Origin of the sequence: Streptococcus plurextorum DSM 22810, assembly GCF_000423745.1 — a bacterium.
In the GTDB taxonomy this organism is placed as follows: Bacteria; Bacillota; Bacilli; order Lactobacillales; family Streptococcaceae; genus Streptococcus; species Streptococcus plurextorum.
On sequence record NZ_AUIO01000001.1, the window covers coordinates 38,402 to 56,641 of the forward strand.

Sequence of the window (18,240 nt, forward strand, 5' to 3'; positions counted from 1 at the left end):
GTTATTGCTCCTTCTCAGTCACTACACCATCTGCTGATTTAACAACTTTCATGTCATTAATTGAGATATATCCCATACTTTCGACAATACCTTTTTGGACCTCATCAGTCATCATGTAGTCCAAAAATTCTTTGGTCAATTCTGTTGGTTCGCCTTTGGTATACATGTGCTCGTATGACCAAATTGGCCAGTTATTGGACGCTACATTTTCAGCATTGGCTTCAAACCCGTTAAGCTTCATCTTAGCAACCGAATCATCCACATAAGCGAAAGCTAAATAGGAAATCGCTCCTGGAGTCTGAGAGATGATAGATTTGATTGCTCCATTTGAATCTTGTTCTTGACCACGCTTAGCCTCTTGACCATCCATGATCACATTATCAAAGGTAGCTCGTGAACCTGATGAAGCGGCACGATTGATGACAGCAATGTCAAGATCACTTCCACCAACTTCTTTCCAATTGGTGATTTTACCTGAGAAAATATCTCGTAATTGTTCTGTGGTTAAATTATCAACCGTAACTTCTTTATTAACAATCACCGCAAGCCCTGCAACAGCCACCTGATGATCAACCAATGCTGAGGCATCAATACCATCTTTTTCTTCAGCAAATACGTCTGAGTTTCCAATTTGAACAGCGCCAGACTGTACTTGAGATAAGCCAGTCCCCGAACCTCCTCCTTGAACGTTGACAGACTTACCAATATTAGTTGAACCAAATTCGTCTGCTGCAGCCTCAACAAGTGGCTGAAGTGCCGTTGATCCTACCGCAGTAATGGATTCACCACGATCAATCCAACTAGCGCATGCTGATAAAGTAAGACTCGCAAGCCCGATAATGGCAAGAGCTTGCCATCTAGATGTTTTCCTTGTTTTCATTGCTTTTCCTTTTATATTTAAAAAGTAAGTGCGGAGCAAAAACTCCACTTTCCATCATAACACATGGCAGGTGCTATCTGACCATCTATGACGGAATTTGTATTCCATAACACTTAGGGAGTAAATCGTAAGCCTTTTGGAAAGTAATTTTTAACCGTGTGACCAACAACTTTAGCAAAACCAATACCATTGCCTTTTATTAAGAGTTGATACCAGCCATTAGGCATACTTTGAGAGAGGTTAATGGGATTTCCAGAAACATATTTTTCAAACTGTTCTATATCAATTTCTAAAATCTGTACTACATCATCAGGAGATAGAGCCAACCCTAGTGCAAAAGATGGTTCAAATCGGTTCTTTTTAAAAGTTCCAAGATGCAAACCATTCCTAGCAATTCTTAGCTTTCTTAAGTCTGGAAGACCATCAGGTAGAAGGTAAAGATTATCGCCAAAGGTTTGTAAACATCCTGATAAGATCACTTTGAGATGTTTTTTAGCAAAGTCATTCCAAAGTTTTTCTTGTTCCTTATTAAGGTTGGTTTTTGGTGACTTAACCTTTGTCACAATTGGCTGACGCCTATCCCTCAAATGAGCCACAAACTGTCCCTCACCTTTGAAACGATGGGGATACATGCGCGCTGTCTCAGGCAAGTCAATCCCAGATACCATACCATTGATTTTTGGAATAGCAATGAGCTCCAAATCATATTCTGTTAGTAGCCATCTCACAACTGCTTCATTTTCCTCTGGTGCCCAAGTACAGGTCGAATAAACCAATCGACCACCCGGAGATAGCATTTTCATAGCATCTCTCAAAATAGACTTCTGCAAATCCGCACATTCTTCCGGATAATCTTCATGCCAGTACTGGGTAGCTTCATGATCCTTACGGAACATCCCTTCTCCAGAACAAGGACCATCAAAAACAATCAGATCAAAATAATCTGGAAAAGTCTCGGCCATCCTTTCAGCAGATTCATTGGTAACAATCACATTTCTAGCACCGAATCTCTCGATATTTTCGACCAATATTTTGCTACGTTTGGCTGAAATTTCATTTGAAACCAATAGGCCTGTGTTTTGCAAATAGCTTAGCAAATGCGTTGATTTCCCTCCAGGTGCTGCGGCTAAATCAAGCACTTTCATACCTTTTTCTGGTGCCGCGATTTGCCCAACCATCTGAGCTGCTGGTTCTTGAGAATAGACCAAACCTGAAACATGCTCTGCAGACTTCCCTGAAACTTTTCCGTAATAGCCCCACGGGGTATCAGGGATAGCCTTAGAAAAATGTTGCTGGGAACTTTTCAGTGGGTTGATACGAAAAGCTGGCTCTGGATTTGCTTTAAAAGTTTCTAAAAAAGCAGCCGCTTCATCCCCAAGGATTTGCTGGTATTTTTCAATAAATTTTTCAGGTAAATACATAATTCCATTATACTAGAATCCTGACGGTTAGGCAAAAAGAAACGCTATTCTGCTGATTTTACTACGTCTATTCTCTATTCTTTTCACAAAAATAGAAGCTGGTTTGATACCAACTTCTATTTTATGATTATGAAGCTTCGAAAATCGATTCTCTGAAGTCATCGGTAGCATTCATCATCGCTTGATAAACCTTGACTTTCAGAGCATGAACGCGACTAAGGTTGACGTTATTGGTTGAGTAGTAGATGCGACCGTTAGTATCGGCTTCCATCGCTTCTCTCATCAAGTCTTGCAATTGTGCGTAGCTTGATACGGTCACTTCCTTAGTTGAATCTGGAACCCCCATTTCATATTGCATTGTAAATGGTTTCAGTTTTCCAGCTTCTGCTTGTGCAACACGCTCAGCAAACATGGCTTTCTTGAAGTCTTCCCATGTCTTGTATTGACCTTGGAACACTTGGTCTAATACATGCTTATCTGTCACCAAGCCAACCGTCGTCTTACTCCATGTATCATAGATTGTAGAACCTTGACTGATAGCGTAGTCAGACAATTGAGCAGATGCATATGGCACAAAGCCTTCAGAGTATCCTTTTGCAGCGATTAACTCATAGGCCATGCGTCGGAACATCACATCTCCTGGCGCTCCATTAGCATTTGAAAGTGCTGAGTAAATTGGAGAGAACATCGGAACGCTGACATAGCTATTACGCGCCCACTCTTTGCTCGTTTGGTTAACGCCAAAGAACTGACGATGGGTAATGATGCTCTGGTCAATCAAATCATTGAAATCTTTCAATTGAGCCACTTCATCATCCGTTAATGCTCTCGCTTTATTTCCAGCATGTGTATCTACATTGTTCGTTTTAATGTAGTAGTTTTCAATTTTCTTGAGCCAATCTTTCTTCAAAGCGTCTGGTTTCTCAAGGATAGCCATACCTTCAAGGTAATCAAGCAGGTAAAGCACATCGAATTGATGGTGGAAGTAATCATTGAGATCTTGTTCGCTGTTGTAACGGTTAACAGGATCTCCGGCATGAACACGAGTACTTGAATCACTTTCAAAAATCGCATTGAAACCAAGATTAAGTTCATTTGGATTAAAGACATTTTGCAAGAGACCTTGCGCATAGAGCTCCATTCCTAATCCATTTCGACGACCATTGCCTAGAAGGTAGATGCTACCGTCCTGATTGTGAACCATTTCGTGGGTATAGATGGCTGTTCCATAGTCACTTAACATCTCATAGTGGACATAGTAGGTCTCGTTACCATCCGCATAGGCCGTTTTGACACCTTTATCATTGTACCATTTATTAATTGGACCAAAGAAGTCTTGAATGGCATCAATATTAGATGTCAAATCACGATAGGCTCTTTGACCATCTGAGCCGTACATCAAGAAGCTATCTGTATTAAGAACCGACCTAAAGAGCTTATCTTTACTTTCATCGTCTACAATCTTATACCAGAAATCCGCATTGTCGCGTTGACGTTCAGCGGCTAGCTCAATTCGTTGACGCATCTGATCGCGTTGCGCTGGATCAGAATAATCCGTTTGGTACTTCTCATAAGCACCGATGGCAACGGTATTCATATTAGTGATGACGTAAATATTTTCTTGAGGAAGGGTCAATAATGGTAAGAGCATGTGATTGTACTTCCAAGTTGGTCCTGTGACTGTATCATTAACAATCTTGTCATAAGCGCCAACGGAATACTTGCTATAGGTATCAGCAGCTTCTTGCTTAGCAGCCACTTCAGGAATCAGAGACTTGCTCTCAACAACATAAGCTTTAGTTGTCTCTTTGAACCACTCATTGTTGGTCTTCGTCGGTAGGAAGCGTTCACGATACGCCTCTACTAATTTAAAGACAGATTCTTGTCGATTTTGTTTCGCTAGGGTTGTTGCGTAGGTCTTGACATTGTTGTAAGGACGAATCGCTTCATACCCTGCATTACCAATCGCTAGAATAGCTTCTAGAGCTGAAGCTGACTCATTTCCAAAGAAGTCTCCCTCAAAGATCGTCAAATCGGTTGTATTCAAATCACCATAGTTGATGTCATACCAGCGAGTTAGATAAGTAAGACCTAAGATAAAGGCTTCTTTGTTAGCTGTAATGCGTTCTTTAATATAGGCTTCAGAAGCAGCGCCCTGTCCGTTTAGACTTGAAACCAATACCTTACGAACATAAGCTGCTAAGTTGTTTTGAACATTTGCAAAACTATCTCCAAAGTAGAAGTCATCAGCAGTTCCTTTCTGACGATTAGCATCCAGAGTAGTTGGGAAGTTGACTAATGCCTTAACTTCTGGAGAATCAAGAGTAACTGCTGCAAGCGTCGCAACAAGATCGTTAACCAGTGTCTCACGTTTTCCAAGGAATGATTCTGGTGTGTAAATCAAATCTGTGCCATCTATGGTATACTCAACAACGTAATTATTCTTGAAGTCTTCTAGGTAAGAAACGGTTTTGTACTCTACGCTTCCATCTTCATAGTGGAGCATGATTTTATTGATGTTAGCTTTTTCCGCAAAGGCATCCGCAACCACTAAGTTATCTTTCATGGCAATGACATCAACCAAACGAACCTTATTGAGCTTATCATCAACGGCAACCTTATTTCCATAGTAAACCAGTAATTCTTTATTATAGAAAGGAAGGATTTTCTCCATGTTGTTGTAAGCTGTTGCATGCGAAGCTTTCGCATTCGCTAAGGAGAGGTAATCAACAGAGTAGTTGTTTAAATTAATTGGTGTTGAGTCCTCTAAGGTAGTTGTGATGTTCATGGCAGCAAGTTTTGCTTGCGCTTCTGCTTCAGATATGGTTTGGACATTTGGATGCGTATCTGAAGATGTTGAGAAGGCGTTGGCAACTCTTGTGTTTGCTCCAAAGAAGTTACCGATAATACTTGTTGGACCAGTCATATCGCTAACAACATTATTGACATTGCCTACGTTACCACCACCTGTGTAAGCGTCCTGGTTAGTACCAGCAATTCCTCCGATAAAGCCACCCGTATCTGTCGTAACAATCGAACCCGTTGCATAGGAATTTTGAATCGTTGCGCCTGGAACTTCTTGTTGGACCATCATACGACCAGCGATACCACCAGCAAATTGGTTGGTTGCGCCAGGCAAGATAAGGGTTGCATCTACTTTGGCTTGTACAACCGGACTTAGAATGCTGTCACCAACAATTCCTCCAATGCGTGTTGTCCCTGTGCCATAGGATTCAATTGTTCCTGTGAAGGAAACATTTTTAAAGGTCGTGTAGTAAGCTGTGTGGACAAATCCAGCAACATCTTGAGGGCCTTTAATAGTTGCTTCAATGGACACATCTGTAATTTTAGAACCATTCGTAATATGAGCAATCGTTCCCAGTTTGTATTGAATCGAGGTACTTAAATTAGCATTCTTGATGTCAAGATTCGAAATGGTACCGTTGTTAAAGTTCAAGAAGAGGGGAGCTTTTAGATTATGAATGGCAAAATTATAACCATCGTTGGCTCCTGTCAAGGTACCACTAAAGTTACCAACATAGGAAGCAACATCGCCTACAACCACTTCGTCAGCATAAAGATCTGCCCCCAGCTTAAAGGTACCGCTAGGATTTGCCTTCATGGCAGCAACCAATTCTTTAAATGAGGTGTAGGTATTCGCATCTGATGCCATTTTAGGGATGTAGAATTCACGGTTAGCAACATACTGTGAATTTTTATCTTCCACTAGCTCATCAATCGCAGCAAGTACTTTGTAAGCAGCTTTGCCATCTTTGGTCGTTTCTTCGATGCGCGTCACAGGAAGATAGACATCTTTAAAGCGATCAGAACTTACCTTAATGAAAAGATCATCTGTTCCTGTTGGCAAAGCATCAAGGAATTGACTTCCTACATAAGTACCATCCTTACGACGATAGATAGTCACCGCATCAATGTCCTTAACTTCAATCTTCTTGTAAAGCAAATCAAAGTCACGTTTGCTTTCAATAATCGATTCCTGCTCAGAGACACGTTGCTGACCAGCAATGGTATAGGTGATTCGAGTTTTAACGGTGTAATTTTTATAATAATCCAAGTTTGTCAGAGTTAACTGCCCATTGGCATCTGGAATAGCCTGCTCTTGAACAAGATTTCCAGATTCATCATAAAGCAGAGCTGCTGCGCTGATAAAGTTTGTTGTCGGATCGGTCAGTTCATAGGTCAGGGTCGCTGACTTCGCATCTACCGCTTCTATCAAATCTGTAATCACAACGGTCGGTACTTCTTCAACCTTAGTTCCACGAGCTATTTGGCGATTAATAACAGGTTTAGTGATGTCTTCTGTGATAGTAGGATTAGCTTGACGCACACCATTAATCACTTGATAGGTTGTTGTGATTGTCTTTTCACCATCTACACCTTGAACCAGTTCCTTTTCTTGACCAACTGGTAGGGTCGGATCATCGACATAAACGGTTTCAAAAGCAATTGCTACTTTCGTGAAATCAGATTCGCTTGTGATCACATCAGGTTTTTTAGTGCCGATTCTTGTGATTTTAGGAGTCGGTGCTGTCGTTACCATATCAGAAACCGTTTCTGATTTAAGTAGCACGCCATCAGCATAGTAGTTCTGAGTAACAATAGTACGAACCCCATCCTGTCCAGGTTGATCAACGGTTTGACTGCCCTCAGCTAAAGTATCGTCATAAACGATTTGATCTTCAAATGGGACAGACTCTGTACGACTGGTGGTTTCTTCTGTAAGTGCTAGCGCTGGAACTTCATGGCTTGGTGCTGTTGCTGGCACTTCTGTGATTGGTTTGGTACCAACATAAACCACCTCTGGACTTGCAGCTGTTAAAATGGTTTCTGATACCACTTCTGATTTGACCAACTGCCCATCAACATAAGTATTTTTTGTATCAATCTGTTTTTGACCAGCTTGGCCTGTTTGAGACACCTGACGCGTTCCTTCTGGAAGGGTATCAAGATAAACTTCTTGAACCTCAAAAGGAATCGACTCCGTGTGACTTGTAGTTTCCTCAGTAATCGTCGCAGCTGGAACTTCATGACTTGGTGCTGTTGCTGGTACTTCTGTGATTGGTTTGACACCAAGATAAATAATTTCAGGGATTGGCGCTGTCATAACCACTTCAGAAAGCACCTCTGAACTTGCCAACTTCCCGTCAACATAAATATTTTTAGTCTCTATACGTTTCTGACCAGCTTGACCTGTTTGGCCGACTTGTCGCGTTCCTTCTGTCAAAGTTTCTGAGTAGACCACTTGCGTTTCAAAAGGTATCGACTCAGTTGAAGTCACGATGTCTTCTGAAACAACTGGTGTTGGAACCACAATCTTCTGAGGTCCAACCTCAATGATTTTAGGAAGAGAAGCTTTGGTAATCGTAGAAGAGATGATTTCCTCTTTTACAATCTGGCCGTTAACTAACGTCTGTTTAACTTCAAGCGTTTTTTCTCCATCTTGGCCTTCTTGGACAAGACGACTAGTGCCCGCTGGTAAATCTGGATTTTCAACAGTTTGAACTTCAAAAGGGAGAGCCTCTGTCTTGGTAACAACTTGTTCTGTCAGATTTGCTATAGGCTGTGAAGTCTCCTCTGATTTAATGGCTTCTTGCTCTTGACCAGCAATATTCCTGCCATCCTTTAAATAACCAACATAGACATAGCCTTCGATATCCCCAGGAGCTGGTAGGGCCTCGCCTGGGTTAGCTTCAATGGCATGATTAAACTGCGCTAGGATGTGACTGGTTAAGGCACTCGCATTTGGAGCAAATAAAGTCGCACCAGTGGCTGTCAAAATGAAGACACCTGCTAATTCCTTTTTCCCTTTTTTCCCAACTTTAACAGCTAAGACAAGCAGCCCTAAGCCAGCTAAAGCTAAAAAACTATTTTCAAGGTAACCTGTTTTTGGCAGAGCTGGTTGTGCCGTATCAACAGGCTTATAAACCAAATAATAATTCGCATCTGTTGCTTCAGCAAGATTTGGCAATTCATGAATCACCTGCTCTTTTTCAGCATCTGTCAACTCTTGCTCTGTCACATACTTATACTGAATCGTTTGCGCCTTAGCTTGGGGAGCGCTGGCTATGGCAAATCCCAAGAAGAGACTGGCTACTGTAACAGAAACAAGTCCTACTGATAGCTTACGAAAAGCAAATTTTTCCTGCTTTTCTCCAAATTTTTTAGTCATAAAAATGGTCACTAAACTCCTTAAGTAATACTATCTATTATATCTTATTACACTAAATTGTACAATAAATTAGATTGATTTGGTTGAAATATCTGATGATAGCAAAAAATGCCCTCAAGGAGCATTTTTAAGCACGTAGACAATTCTTATTTTGGGCTTAAATAAGTTGAAAATCTCTACTAAATGACTTAAAAAATTTTACGAGCAAAAGCGAATCTCATCAGATACTTCTCATCATAAGTTAGCGATTTAACAGACTCTCTTGAAAGTAATGGCTATGACGTTTTGGAAGAAACATCACTTGTTGGCGACTAGAAAAATCAGGAACCTCTCCCTCTATGGTCAACAAGCTATAACCAAGAGACTCTCCCATAATCATAGCCGCTGCGTAATCCCAAGGATAGAGGGAGGAAAAATACCCCCATAATTGGTTCTTGAGCACTTTTGCCATACTAAGTCCTGCGCAGCCATAATTTCGAACCCCCAAGGCTGTTTTGAGCCTGTCAGCTATCCCGTGCTCGTTCTGCAAGAGCATGCCTGTATTACAAGCCACTAAAGACTGCGATAACAGACGACCGTCAAATGCTTTTAGTAATGCCTCATTGCATGTGACTGGAAACGCTCCTCCTCCTGCATAAAGCTTATCCCCTATGACATCATAGATGATTCCAAAACGGCCAACGCCTTCCTCAAAATAAGCAAGCATGATTGCAAAATCTGATTTTTGTGTCACAAAATTTAATGTCCCATCAATGGGATCAATGACCCATACGCTTCCTTGCAACAAAGAGCTCTTTAAATTTTCCTCTTCTGCCAAGAAAGCATCTTGTGGGTATCGTTTCTGAATCTCACTGACCAAATAGGCTTGAATCTGCTTATCTGCTGAGGTTACCAAATCATCTGGTGATGATTTTTCAGCCACCTCAATGCTTTCCGATAGTTGCTCCAAAACAAGATCCCCAGCTTTTTTGACCAATATTTTAGCGAAAGAAAATCTATTTTCCAAGGGAAATCACACCCTTTCCTTTAGCTTTTGCAGCTTGAACAGCACGATAGGTAGAATAGCCGCTGGTTGCTTCAAATTCTCGGTCAATCTGCTTTTCTTGCCCCTTGCTGCTGACTACCTTTTTAAAAAGAGCATAGCTCTCTAGCAATTTTTCAGCATCAACTTTTGATTCATAGGCCAACTCAACCTGGTTCAAAAAAGAAAGCACTGAAGTAATCTCATCAGTGCTCCAAGTTAAATCAAGTGGATAGGAATAATTCTTAGTCATGTCTTCCCTCAATTTCTGCTCGAATAGTTGCTTGTCGCAACTCTTGTTTTCGGTAATCGCGTGGTAAAAAGGCGCGAATCTCATCTTCGTTAAATCCAATTTGCATGCGTTTTTTATCCATGATAATCGGACGACGAAGAAGACTTGGATTTTCAGCAATCAAACTAATTAGCTCTGAAATAGATAACTCTTCTACATCAATATTAAGTTTCTGAAAGACCTTCGATCTTGTTGAGATAATATCCTCTGTACCATTTTCGGTGAAAGATAAAATATCAAGAAGTTCCTCTCGAGTAAGAGGACTGGTGATAATATTATGTTCCTGAAATGCAACTTCGTGCTTAATTAACCACGCCCTTGCTTTACGACAACTGGTACAGCTTGGCGATAAAAATAAAGTAATCATGTTTAAACCGCCTTTCGCCCTTATCCTTACCTGTTATTCACTCCAATATAGATTATACAAAATTTTCAAACAAATTTCTAGACTTTTTTTGCATTTTGTGTCCATTTTTTGGCAATATTTTGATCATGATGCAATTGCTTGATCAAGTCTTCTACGCTATCAAAAGTCACCATATCTCGAATTTTATCTAACCAAAAAATGTCAACTGTCTCACCGTAAATCGTTTCTTCAAACTCAAAAATATGAGTTTCGATACGAAGCTCCGTTCCACCAAAAGTTGTGTTTTTGCCAACAGATGTCATCCCTCTATAGGTTTTACCACCAATCAAAACCTCTGACACATAGACGCCATCTGCAGGAAGATGAGTGCGATCGACAGGAGCTAAATTGGCCGTTGGAAACCCTATCGTTCGACCACGCGCATCACCATGAACCACTAATCCTCTGGTTGAAAAGGTGTAGCCTAACAATTGATTGACTAAACCAATGTTTCCATCTAACAAGGCCTTACGAATCCTGGTTGAACTAATCTTTTCTCCGCCTAAGCTTACTTCAGAAACCGTCGTTACAGGGAGGCCAGTTTGCTCACTCAAGTAGCTACTCCCCCTGCAATCCGAACCAAACTGATAATCAAAACCAACCACGAGAGCTTGAGCTTTTAGTCCATGAATATAATACCTAATAAAATCATCAGAGCTTGTCTTTGCAAATTGACTCGTAAAAGGAATCAAATAGAGCTTGTCAACCCCGTATTCCTCAAATTTGGCATAGCGCTGCTCCACACTCGTCAAATGCATCATCAAATCAGGCCTAAAACGCGCAAATGTCAACTGAGGAGATTCCGGAAAAGTCAGGACGCTTATGGTCAAGCCATCCTGCCTTGCAATGTCACAAGCTTTTTCAAAAAGCACTTTGTGCCCCAAATGCAGGCCGTCAAAATACCCCAAGACAAGAACCGTTGGCTCTGCCGCTACAATATCCTGATAATCGTTAATATATCTAATATCCATACTCAAATCAATACTTTTCTAGGTTTATAGTAATCCTCTCGGACTTCTAGGATCGCAATGACCTTACCTTGATAAAATCCTGCGACAAGGGGGGCTGTAATTTCCAAACAGACACGACGCCCAAAGGAGACTTCGGTCACTTGTTCTTGTGTCAATTCAACTTTAGGCAAATCAGAAAGGCCATATTCAATAGGCCACAAAAAATCCCATTCATCTGCTGCGATTTTTTGAGCAATCTCTTCTAAAGTCAGGGCAGAGTGGAGTTCTAGTCCTGCTGAAGCTGTTCTTTTGAGTGCTGACATATGACTGGCATAGCCAAGCGCTGCCCCTAAGTCTACTGACAAGGTCCGAACGTAGGTCCCTTTGCTACAAGCAACACGAAAATCAAAAACAGCTCTGCCATTTTCTACAATAAGCGGTGAAGTTCGAATAAATTCAGTGATGGTCACTTGGCGACTGGGACGCTCGACTTCTTGCCCTGCGCGAGCGTACTCGTAAAGTTTACGGCCATTAACTTTGACCGCCGAGTACATAGGAGGTACTTGAGTAATGTTTCCGACAAAGTTCTTCATGGCTTCATCGATGTCTGCTTCTGTTAAGCCATCAATAGGCGTTCTATCAAGCACTTCTCCTGAAGTATCCTCAGTCGTCGTGGAAAACCCAATCGTAATCTGTCCTTCATAGACTTTTCCTGCTTCTGTCATATATTCAATGACTCGCGTAGCCTTACCCACAGCAATAGGGAGAACACCCGTCACATCCGGATCAAGTGTGCCACCATGACCAATTTTTTTCTCTCTCAGTAGCTTACGGAGTTTAAAAACCGCATCGTGGCTAGTCATTCCAGCCTCTTTTTTTAGATTAATAATTCCTGAAATCATAATTACTATTATACAAAAAATCTTTAGAGATAGCGAGGGTAAACTATTTGCCCCCCACTCTAACAGATATAAGCACTAAAAAGCGCCAATTGGCGCTTTTTGATTCTACCATATTCAATCCACCACGCTCCATAAGAAGCGTCACATATCAATCATCCATTTGACGAGCGATTATGATTAATAGTACTCTCCCTGACGATAGTTCCATGAATTAAAGTGGTCAGACAAATGCATCATAATTTTATCAATGTCTAACCCTTTACGGATAACTACCGGACAGTTGCTGATAGAACGACTACCCTCACCTTGCTCAGGAATTAGTTTACCATCTGCATCGACCATTGATACCATCACACCTTGCTCATAGCGTGTTTCAATGGTTTTATCTGGTTGAATAGATGCCACGTAATCATCAGCTTCGATAATGAGATCCACCATTGATGCAATGCGCTCACCGATACCGTCGACCTTACCACGATTACCTTTTCCAGATGGATTAGCAGAGGAAGCATAGACCATTTTGCCCTCTTTCTCCCACATTTCTTTGGCAATTTGTTCTCCTGCCACACCGAATTTGATGACAAAGCATGAGGTGCCTCGCACATCTGTCATGAGCTCTTCACGGCCATCACCAAAGGCTTTTAACTTCTCATAAGCTTCTGTTTTCCAAGGAAGGATACAGCCCAAAAGGATATCCTCATCCCAATGTTTTTGATAAAAAGCATCAATTTCAGGCGTCAACTGAGCCAAGGCACGCAGCTCTTCCATACTACCACAAAGAACCACACCTGGCTTGTTACGATTGCGCTCTTTAGCTTCAAATTTTCGCTCCAGACCTTTGCGGTCACTGGTCATGATGATGTAGCCGACCTTAGTTGGGGTTACGATACATCCTCCCTCACCTTTCAAAATGTCAAAACCTTCTTGATTAAGGTTTCCATCCCAATGTACTTGTTTTGTCATAATGATTCTCCATTTCTATTATTTATTGTAACATGGCAGAGCAGAAAATTCAAGAAATTTTCTGAATATTCAAAACAATAATCACCAATATGCTGGTCTCTGTTTCTCATAAGCAGCAATCAACTCCTCATACTGCAAAGTAATCCCGATATCGTCTAAACCGTTCAAGAGTTTATGCTTCCAATCACTATCAATCTCAAAAGAAAATTCTCCAACAGGTGAAATAATCTTCTGCTCATAAAGATCCACCTTTACCTCTTGGGTAGGCTCTAGCTTAGCTAGCTGTTCTCTCACCTCTAGCGGTTGTACAATCGGTAAAATGCCATTATTGAGATCGTTATTGTAATGAATGTCTCCAAAGGAACCCGCAATAATAACCTTAAAACCGTAATCAGCTAGCGCCCAAGCAGCGTGTTCTCTGGAAGAACCTGCTCCAAAATTATCACCTGTAATTAAAATACTAGCATGTCGGTAGGCTGCTTGATTGAAAATGAAATTAGGGTTCTCTGTATAGGCGTCATCTAAGTAACGCCATTCATACATGAGGTACTTGCCAAAACCTTTTTTATCAATCAATTTGAGAAACTGTTTGGGTAAGATTTGGTCAGTATCGATGTTATCATTCATGAGAGGAACGGTTGTTCCTGTAAAAACTGTAAATTGCTCCACCTTAACACCTACCCATTTACTTTTGCTAATAATCGAACATCTACAAAACGCCCTGTTATGGCTGCTGCCGCTGCCATAGCTGGACTACAGAGATGAGTTCTGGCACCGACACCTTGTCGATCTTCAAAATTCCGATTGCTTGTTGAAGCGCAGTGCACTCCTTTAGGAACCTTATCTGGATTCATTCCTAGGCACATGGAGCAGCCTGGATCTCGCCATTCAAAGCCTGCTTCCAAGAAAATTTTATCCAATCCCAAAGCTTCGGCAGCTCGCTTAACAGGACGAGAACCAGGAACCACAATCGCAGTCACACCGTCAGCCACTTTTTTGCCCTGAATAATCTTTGCGGCAATGGTTAAATCTGATAACCGGGCATTGGTACAAGAGCCTAGAAAGACGTAACCAATCGTGATATCAGCTACTGTCTGGCCTGGTTTTAACCCCATGTAGTCATATGCCCTACTATCATTGATATCCCTAATGTCTGGAAAGGGCTCACCATAAGCAACCCCCATAGAAGGGTTTGTTCCCCAAGTCACCATAGGAGCTAAGTCTGAGACATCCATCTCAATCATTTTGTCATAGCTAGCATCGTTATCAGATACCAAGGTTTTCCAATCAGCTACCGCACTTGCAAAATCCCTTGGACGGCATTCTTTATCTGACAAATAATCATAGGTCTTTTGATCCGGGTTCATGATCCCAATTTTGGCACCGAACTCAATAGACATGTTACAGATTGTCATACGCTCTTCCATACTAAGGGCATCTATAGCCGAACCAGCATATTCTACAGCATAACCAACACCTAGAGCCACACCATGTTTTGCAATAAGGGCTAAAACATAATCTTTAGCGTAAACCCCTTTTTGCGGTGTTCCCGTCAATCTAATCAATAGTTTTTTAGGTTTAACCTGCCAAAGGGTCTGTGTGGCAAAAACATGCTCCACTTCTGTCGTCCCAATCCCAAAGGCGATAGCCCCAAAAGCGCCGTGTGTCGCTGTGTGACTATCACCACAGACAATAAACTTACCTGGTTGCGTGCGACCAGTCTCTGGACCGACCATATGGACAATACCTTGGTTCAGAGAACCATGCGGTGCATGAGGAATACCAAAGTCTATAACATTTCTAGCTAAGGCATCCATTTGAGCCTTGGAAATGACATCACGAATATTGTGAATATCAACCGTTGGAACATTGTGATCAAAAGTTCCAAAAGTCAAATCTGGCCGTCTGACCTTACGTCCCGCCTGACGTAAGCCATCAAAGGCTTGCGGACTTGTCACTTCATGGATATAGTGCTGATCCACATACATCAGCTGGGACTGGCCTTCTTTACCAGTAACAACGTGTCGCTCCCACACTTTATCGAAAATCGATTTTCCAGAAGCCATCTGATCACTCCTTTCTTAAAAATGCTTGCTAGCAAAATAGATAAGTAGCAAGGTTGCCATAATCCCCAGGTGCCAGACGACCTGAAAATACCACTTACGCGTTTTATGATGGAAAACTACCCCTCCTGTGAAAGCACCCAAACCTCCAAAGAAAAAGGCAATAACCAACAACACCTTCTCTGAAATGCGCCAAGAATGGCGAATGGCTCGACGCTTATCAATGCCATAAACGAGAAAAACCAAGAGATTCCAGAAAAGAAGACTATATAGTAAAAGACTCATGATAAATTCCCAATAACAGCAGCGGTCATCGTCGCCGTTATCGCACTCCCTCCCAAATCTTTAGTGAGGACACCTTGTGCCAGCGTTTTTTCAACAGCCTTTTCAATCATGTCTGCGCCAACCTCTTCTCCAAAAGAGTCTCTTAGCATCATCGCTACAGATAAAATCATACTGATAGGATTAGCAATGCCCTGCCCAGCAATATCTGGCGCTGACCCATGGATAGGTTCGTAAAGGCTTGGCCCAGTCTCTGAATGACTGGCAGATGGCATAACCCCTAGAGTACCAGGTAAGACACTTGCTTCATCGGATAAAATGTCACCAAAAAGATTTTCTGTGACAATCACATCAAAACGAGAAGGATTCGTGATCATAATCATAGCAGCAGAATCTACTAGCTGATGCTCCAAAGTCACATCTGGGTAATCTTTGGCGACCTCTTCTGCCACTTGACGCCACAATTTTGACGTAGCAAGCACATTTTGTTTGTCAATACTGGTCACCTTTTGACGACGACCACGCGCTATCGAAAAAGCTTTATGCATAATACGACGAATCTCATCTGAAGAATAATGATTCGTATCAGAAGCAGAGGAGCTGTTTAGGATATGGTCACCAAAATAGATTCCCCCCGTCAACTCTCGCACCACCACAAAATCAACCCCTTCAATGTATTCAGGCTTCAAAGGTGATAGATGCTTTAGGGCATCAAAAATGCGCACAGGTCGGATATTGGCAAAAAGATTCAATTCCTTACGAATCGCAAGCAACCCCTGTTCGGGACGTACCGATGCTGTATCATATTTAGGACCACCAATTGCTGCCAATAGAATGGCATCCGCAGACTTAGCAGCTGCTAGCGTAGCATCTGGCAAAGGATGCCCAGCACAATCAATACCTACCCCACCGAATGGCATTTCTTGAACCTGATAATCAAAATGAATCTTGTCTGCGACTGCTGCTAGCACCTCCAGACCAGCCGCCATAATTTCTGGTCCGATACCATCACCAGCTAAACTTATAATGTTTTTTGTCATCTTTGTCAGAATGAGAAGAGATGATAAAGACCATTTAAAGCCTACATTTCTCCCTGTTCAACACTTAAGCTAAGGTTGAACAATCCTTTCTAATATATTTTTATCAGACGTCTCGATAAGAGAGTTTGCGACTGATTTCACCTGCATTTTCTTTTTGAACCAGGCTATTGGCATTGACATAAGCAATAGCCCCTGCTTTGAGCACATCAAAATCAATACCCGAGGCATTAAAAATAGTTCCTGTATCACTATTTTCAATAGATACTGATACTCTAGCCTGAGCATCAATCCCATCAGTCACAGCATCCATGCTATAACTTAAAAGCTTAACGTTCTGATTAAAGAAATGATCGATAGCATTGTAAATCGCTTCTACGGAGCCTTTACCATCTGCAGTGACATTGACAATCTCAGCCTCCATATTGATCATAGAAACATGAGCTGTGATGGAATCATCAAGGTTTGAACTCAGTTTTAGGTCATTGAAGTGGAAACCTTCTGGATTTTCAATGTCATTACCATTAACAATGGCTACAATATCGGCATCGGTGATAGCTTGTTTTTTATCTGCCAATTTTTTAAACTTAGCAAATAACAAGGTTAACTCGGATTCTTCAAAGTTGAAATTGAGTTCTTTTAATTTTTCAACAAAGGCATGTCGTCCAGATAGCTTGCCTAAAGGCAAGGCATTTTTTTGAACACCGACCAACTCTGGTGTGATAATTTCATAAGTGAGAGGATTTTTCAAGACCCCGTCTTGGTGAATGCCTGATTCGTGTGAGAAGGCGTTGCCCCCCACAATAGCCTTATTCTTTGGAAGAGGAATCCCAGAAAAGCGGGAGACCATTTCAGATGTGTTCACCGTTTCTCTCAGAACAATAGGACTTTCGACATCATAAAAGTCCGAACGAATATTTAGGGCTACCGCCACTTCTTCCAAAGCAGCATTACCAGCACGCTCACCAATACCATTGATGGTGCCTTCAACGCGACCTGCGCCATTTTTGATGGCAGAAAGCGTATTGGCAACCGCCATTCCTAAGTCATTGTGGCAGTGAGGGCTAAAGATAATCTTGCGATCTGACTTAACATTTTCAATTAAATAGTTAAAGATGTAACCATAGTCTTCAGGAGTTGTGAAGCCAACCGTATCAGGGATGTTGATATATGTTGCACCAGCATCCACTGCTGTTTGCACGACTTCTAGCAAATAATCCAATTCTGTACGCGTGGCATCTTCTGGTGAAAATTCGACCACCTCAAATTTTGTTCGCGCATAAGAAACATGCTCTGTAATCAGCTGCAAAATCTCTTCTTTGGATTTTTTCAACTTGAACTCACGATGAATAGGACTGGTTGCTATAAAAACATGGATCTGAGGAAACTTGGCCTCTTTTATCGCCTCATAGCAGGCATCAATATCAGACTTCACAGAACGTGCCAAGCCTGAAACAGCTGTTTTAGTCATTGCTTTAGCAATTTGCCTCACCGCTTCAAAAGAATCTGGACTTGCCGCTGGAAACCCTGCCTCAATCGCCGAGACTCCCCACTTCTCTAACTGTTTAGCGATAGCAACTTTTTCTTTGATTGAAAAATTAACACCTGGTGTTTGTTCACCATCTCTAAGCGTTGTATCAAGAAATTCCACTTTATGATGCATGTCAATACCACTTTCTCTATTTTTTAACTAAAAAACACCTCGCTGGTCACCAAGCGAGATGTTTTGGACCCGCTTGGTAAGCCAAACAGGACTAATGCTTCTGCACTAGCCCACTATCCACAATAGCAAAGTTGTTGTCGTGAATACCATTTGACTTCTCCTTTAGTTAA

14 protein-coding genes are annotated in these 18,240 nt (G+C 41.6%); all 14 read right to left on the reverse strand.

All coding sequences use genetic code 11. The features are described 5' to 3' along the window. Position 1 precedes the first annotated feature (1 nt). Positions 2 to 880 carry a phosphate ABC transporter substrate-binding protein PstS family protein gene (locus tag G575_RS0100195; protein WP_037622384.1) on the reverse strand — a complete coding sequence of 293 codons (879 nt, stop codon included), beginning with the start codon at positions 878 to 880 and terminating at the stop codon, positions 2 to 4. Positions 881 to 993: 113 nt separating this feature from the next. Then, a complete protein-coding gene (locus G575_RS0100200) occupies positions 994 to 2,301 on the reverse strand; it encodes an RsmF rRNA methyltransferase first C-terminal domain-containing protein (protein ID WP_027970919.1) in 1,308 nt (435 codons plus the stop codon). 127 nt (positions 2,302 to 2,428) lie between these two features. Then, positions 2,429 to 8,491: a ZmpA/ZmpB/ZmpC family metallo-endopeptidase gene (locus G575_RS0100205; protein ID WP_027970920.1), complete on the reverse strand. Its 6,063-nt coding sequence runs from the start codon at positions 8,489 to 8,491 to the stop codon at positions 2,429 to 2,431. A 241-nt stretch (positions 8,492 to 8,732) separates the two neighbouring features. After that, on the reverse strand, positions 8,733 to 9,497 hold the full coding sequence (locus tag G575_RS0100210) for an inositol monophosphatase family protein (RefSeq protein ID WP_027970921.1): 765 nt from the start codon (positions 9,495 to 9,497) through the stop codon (positions 8,733 to 8,735). Continuing rightward, entirely contained in the window at positions 9,487 to 9,765 is a 279-nt protein-coding gene (locus tag G575_RS0100215; protein WP_027970922.1) for a UPF0223 family protein, read from the reverse strand. Before G575_RS0100215 ends, G575_RS0100210 begins: the two co-directional genes overlap by 11 nt. Next, the gene (locus tag G575_RS0100220) at positions 9,758 to 10,171 is read right to left on the reverse strand and encodes a Spx/MgsR family RNA polymerase-binding regulatory protein (protein WP_027970923.1); all 414 of its coding nucleotides are present in this window, start codon (positions 10,169 to 10,171) and stop codon (positions 9,758 to 9,760) included. The genes G575_RS0100215 and G575_RS0100220 overlap by 8 nt, the downstream gene beginning before the upstream one ends. A 77-nt stretch (positions 10,172 to 10,248) precedes the next feature. After that, positions 10,249 to 11,181, reverse strand: a complete 933-nt coding sequence (locus G575_RS0100225; RefSeq protein ID WP_027970924.1) for a bifunctional riboflavin kinase/FAD synthetase — start codon at positions 11,179 to 11,181, stop codon at positions 10,249 to 10,251. A 2-nt stretch (positions 11,182 to 11,183) separates the two neighbouring features. Further along, positions 11,184 to 12,062 (reverse strand): tRNA pseudouridine(55) synthase TruB, encoded by an 879-nt coding sequence (gene truB, locus G575_RS0100230; protein WP_027970925.1) that lies wholly within the window; start codon positions 12,060 to 12,062, stop codon positions 11,184 to 11,186. 177 nt (positions 12,063 to 12,239) lie between these two features. Continuing rightward, positions 12,240 to 13,025: an L-threonylcarbamoyladenylate synthase gene (locus G575_RS0100235; RefSeq protein WP_027970926.1), complete on the reverse strand. Its 786-nt coding sequence runs from the start codon at positions 13,023 to 13,025 to the stop codon at positions 12,240 to 12,242. 81 nt (positions 13,026 to 13,106) lie between these two features. After that, on the reverse strand, positions 13,107 to 13,694 hold the full coding sequence (leuD, locus tag G575_RS0100240; RefSeq protein ID WP_027970927.1) for a 3-isopropylmalate dehydratase small subunit: 588 nt from the start codon (positions 13,692 to 13,694) through the stop codon (positions 13,107 to 13,109). Positions 13,695 to 13,702: 8 nt separating this feature from the next. After that, positions 13,703 to 15,091 (reverse strand): 3-isopropylmalate dehydratase large subunit, encoded by a 1,389-nt coding sequence (gene leuC, locus G575_RS0100245; RefSeq protein WP_027970928.1) that lies wholly within the window; start codon positions 15,089 to 15,091, stop codon positions 13,703 to 13,705. 15 nt (positions 15,092 to 15,106) lie between these two features. Further along, on the reverse strand, positions 15,107 to 15,373 hold the full coding sequence (locus tag G575_RS0100250) for a DUF1294 domain-containing protein (RefSeq protein WP_027970929.1): 267 nt from the start codon (positions 15,371 to 15,373) through the stop codon (positions 15,107 to 15,109). Beyond that, a complete protein-coding gene (gene leuB, locus G575_RS0100255) occupies positions 15,370 to 16,410 on the reverse strand; it encodes a 3-isopropylmalate dehydrogenase (protein ID WP_027970930.1) in 1,041 nt (346 codons plus the stop codon). Before leuB ends, G575_RS0100250 begins: the two co-directional genes overlap by 4 nt. Before the next feature lie 103 nt (positions 16,411 to 16,513). Beyond that, complete coding sequence (locus G575_RS0100260) at positions 16,514 to 18,070, reverse strand: 2-isopropylmalate synthase (RefSeq protein WP_037622387.1); 1,557 nt, start codon at positions 18,068 to 18,070, stop codon at positions 16,514 to 16,516. Positions 18,071 to 18,240: the final 170 nt, after the last annotated feature.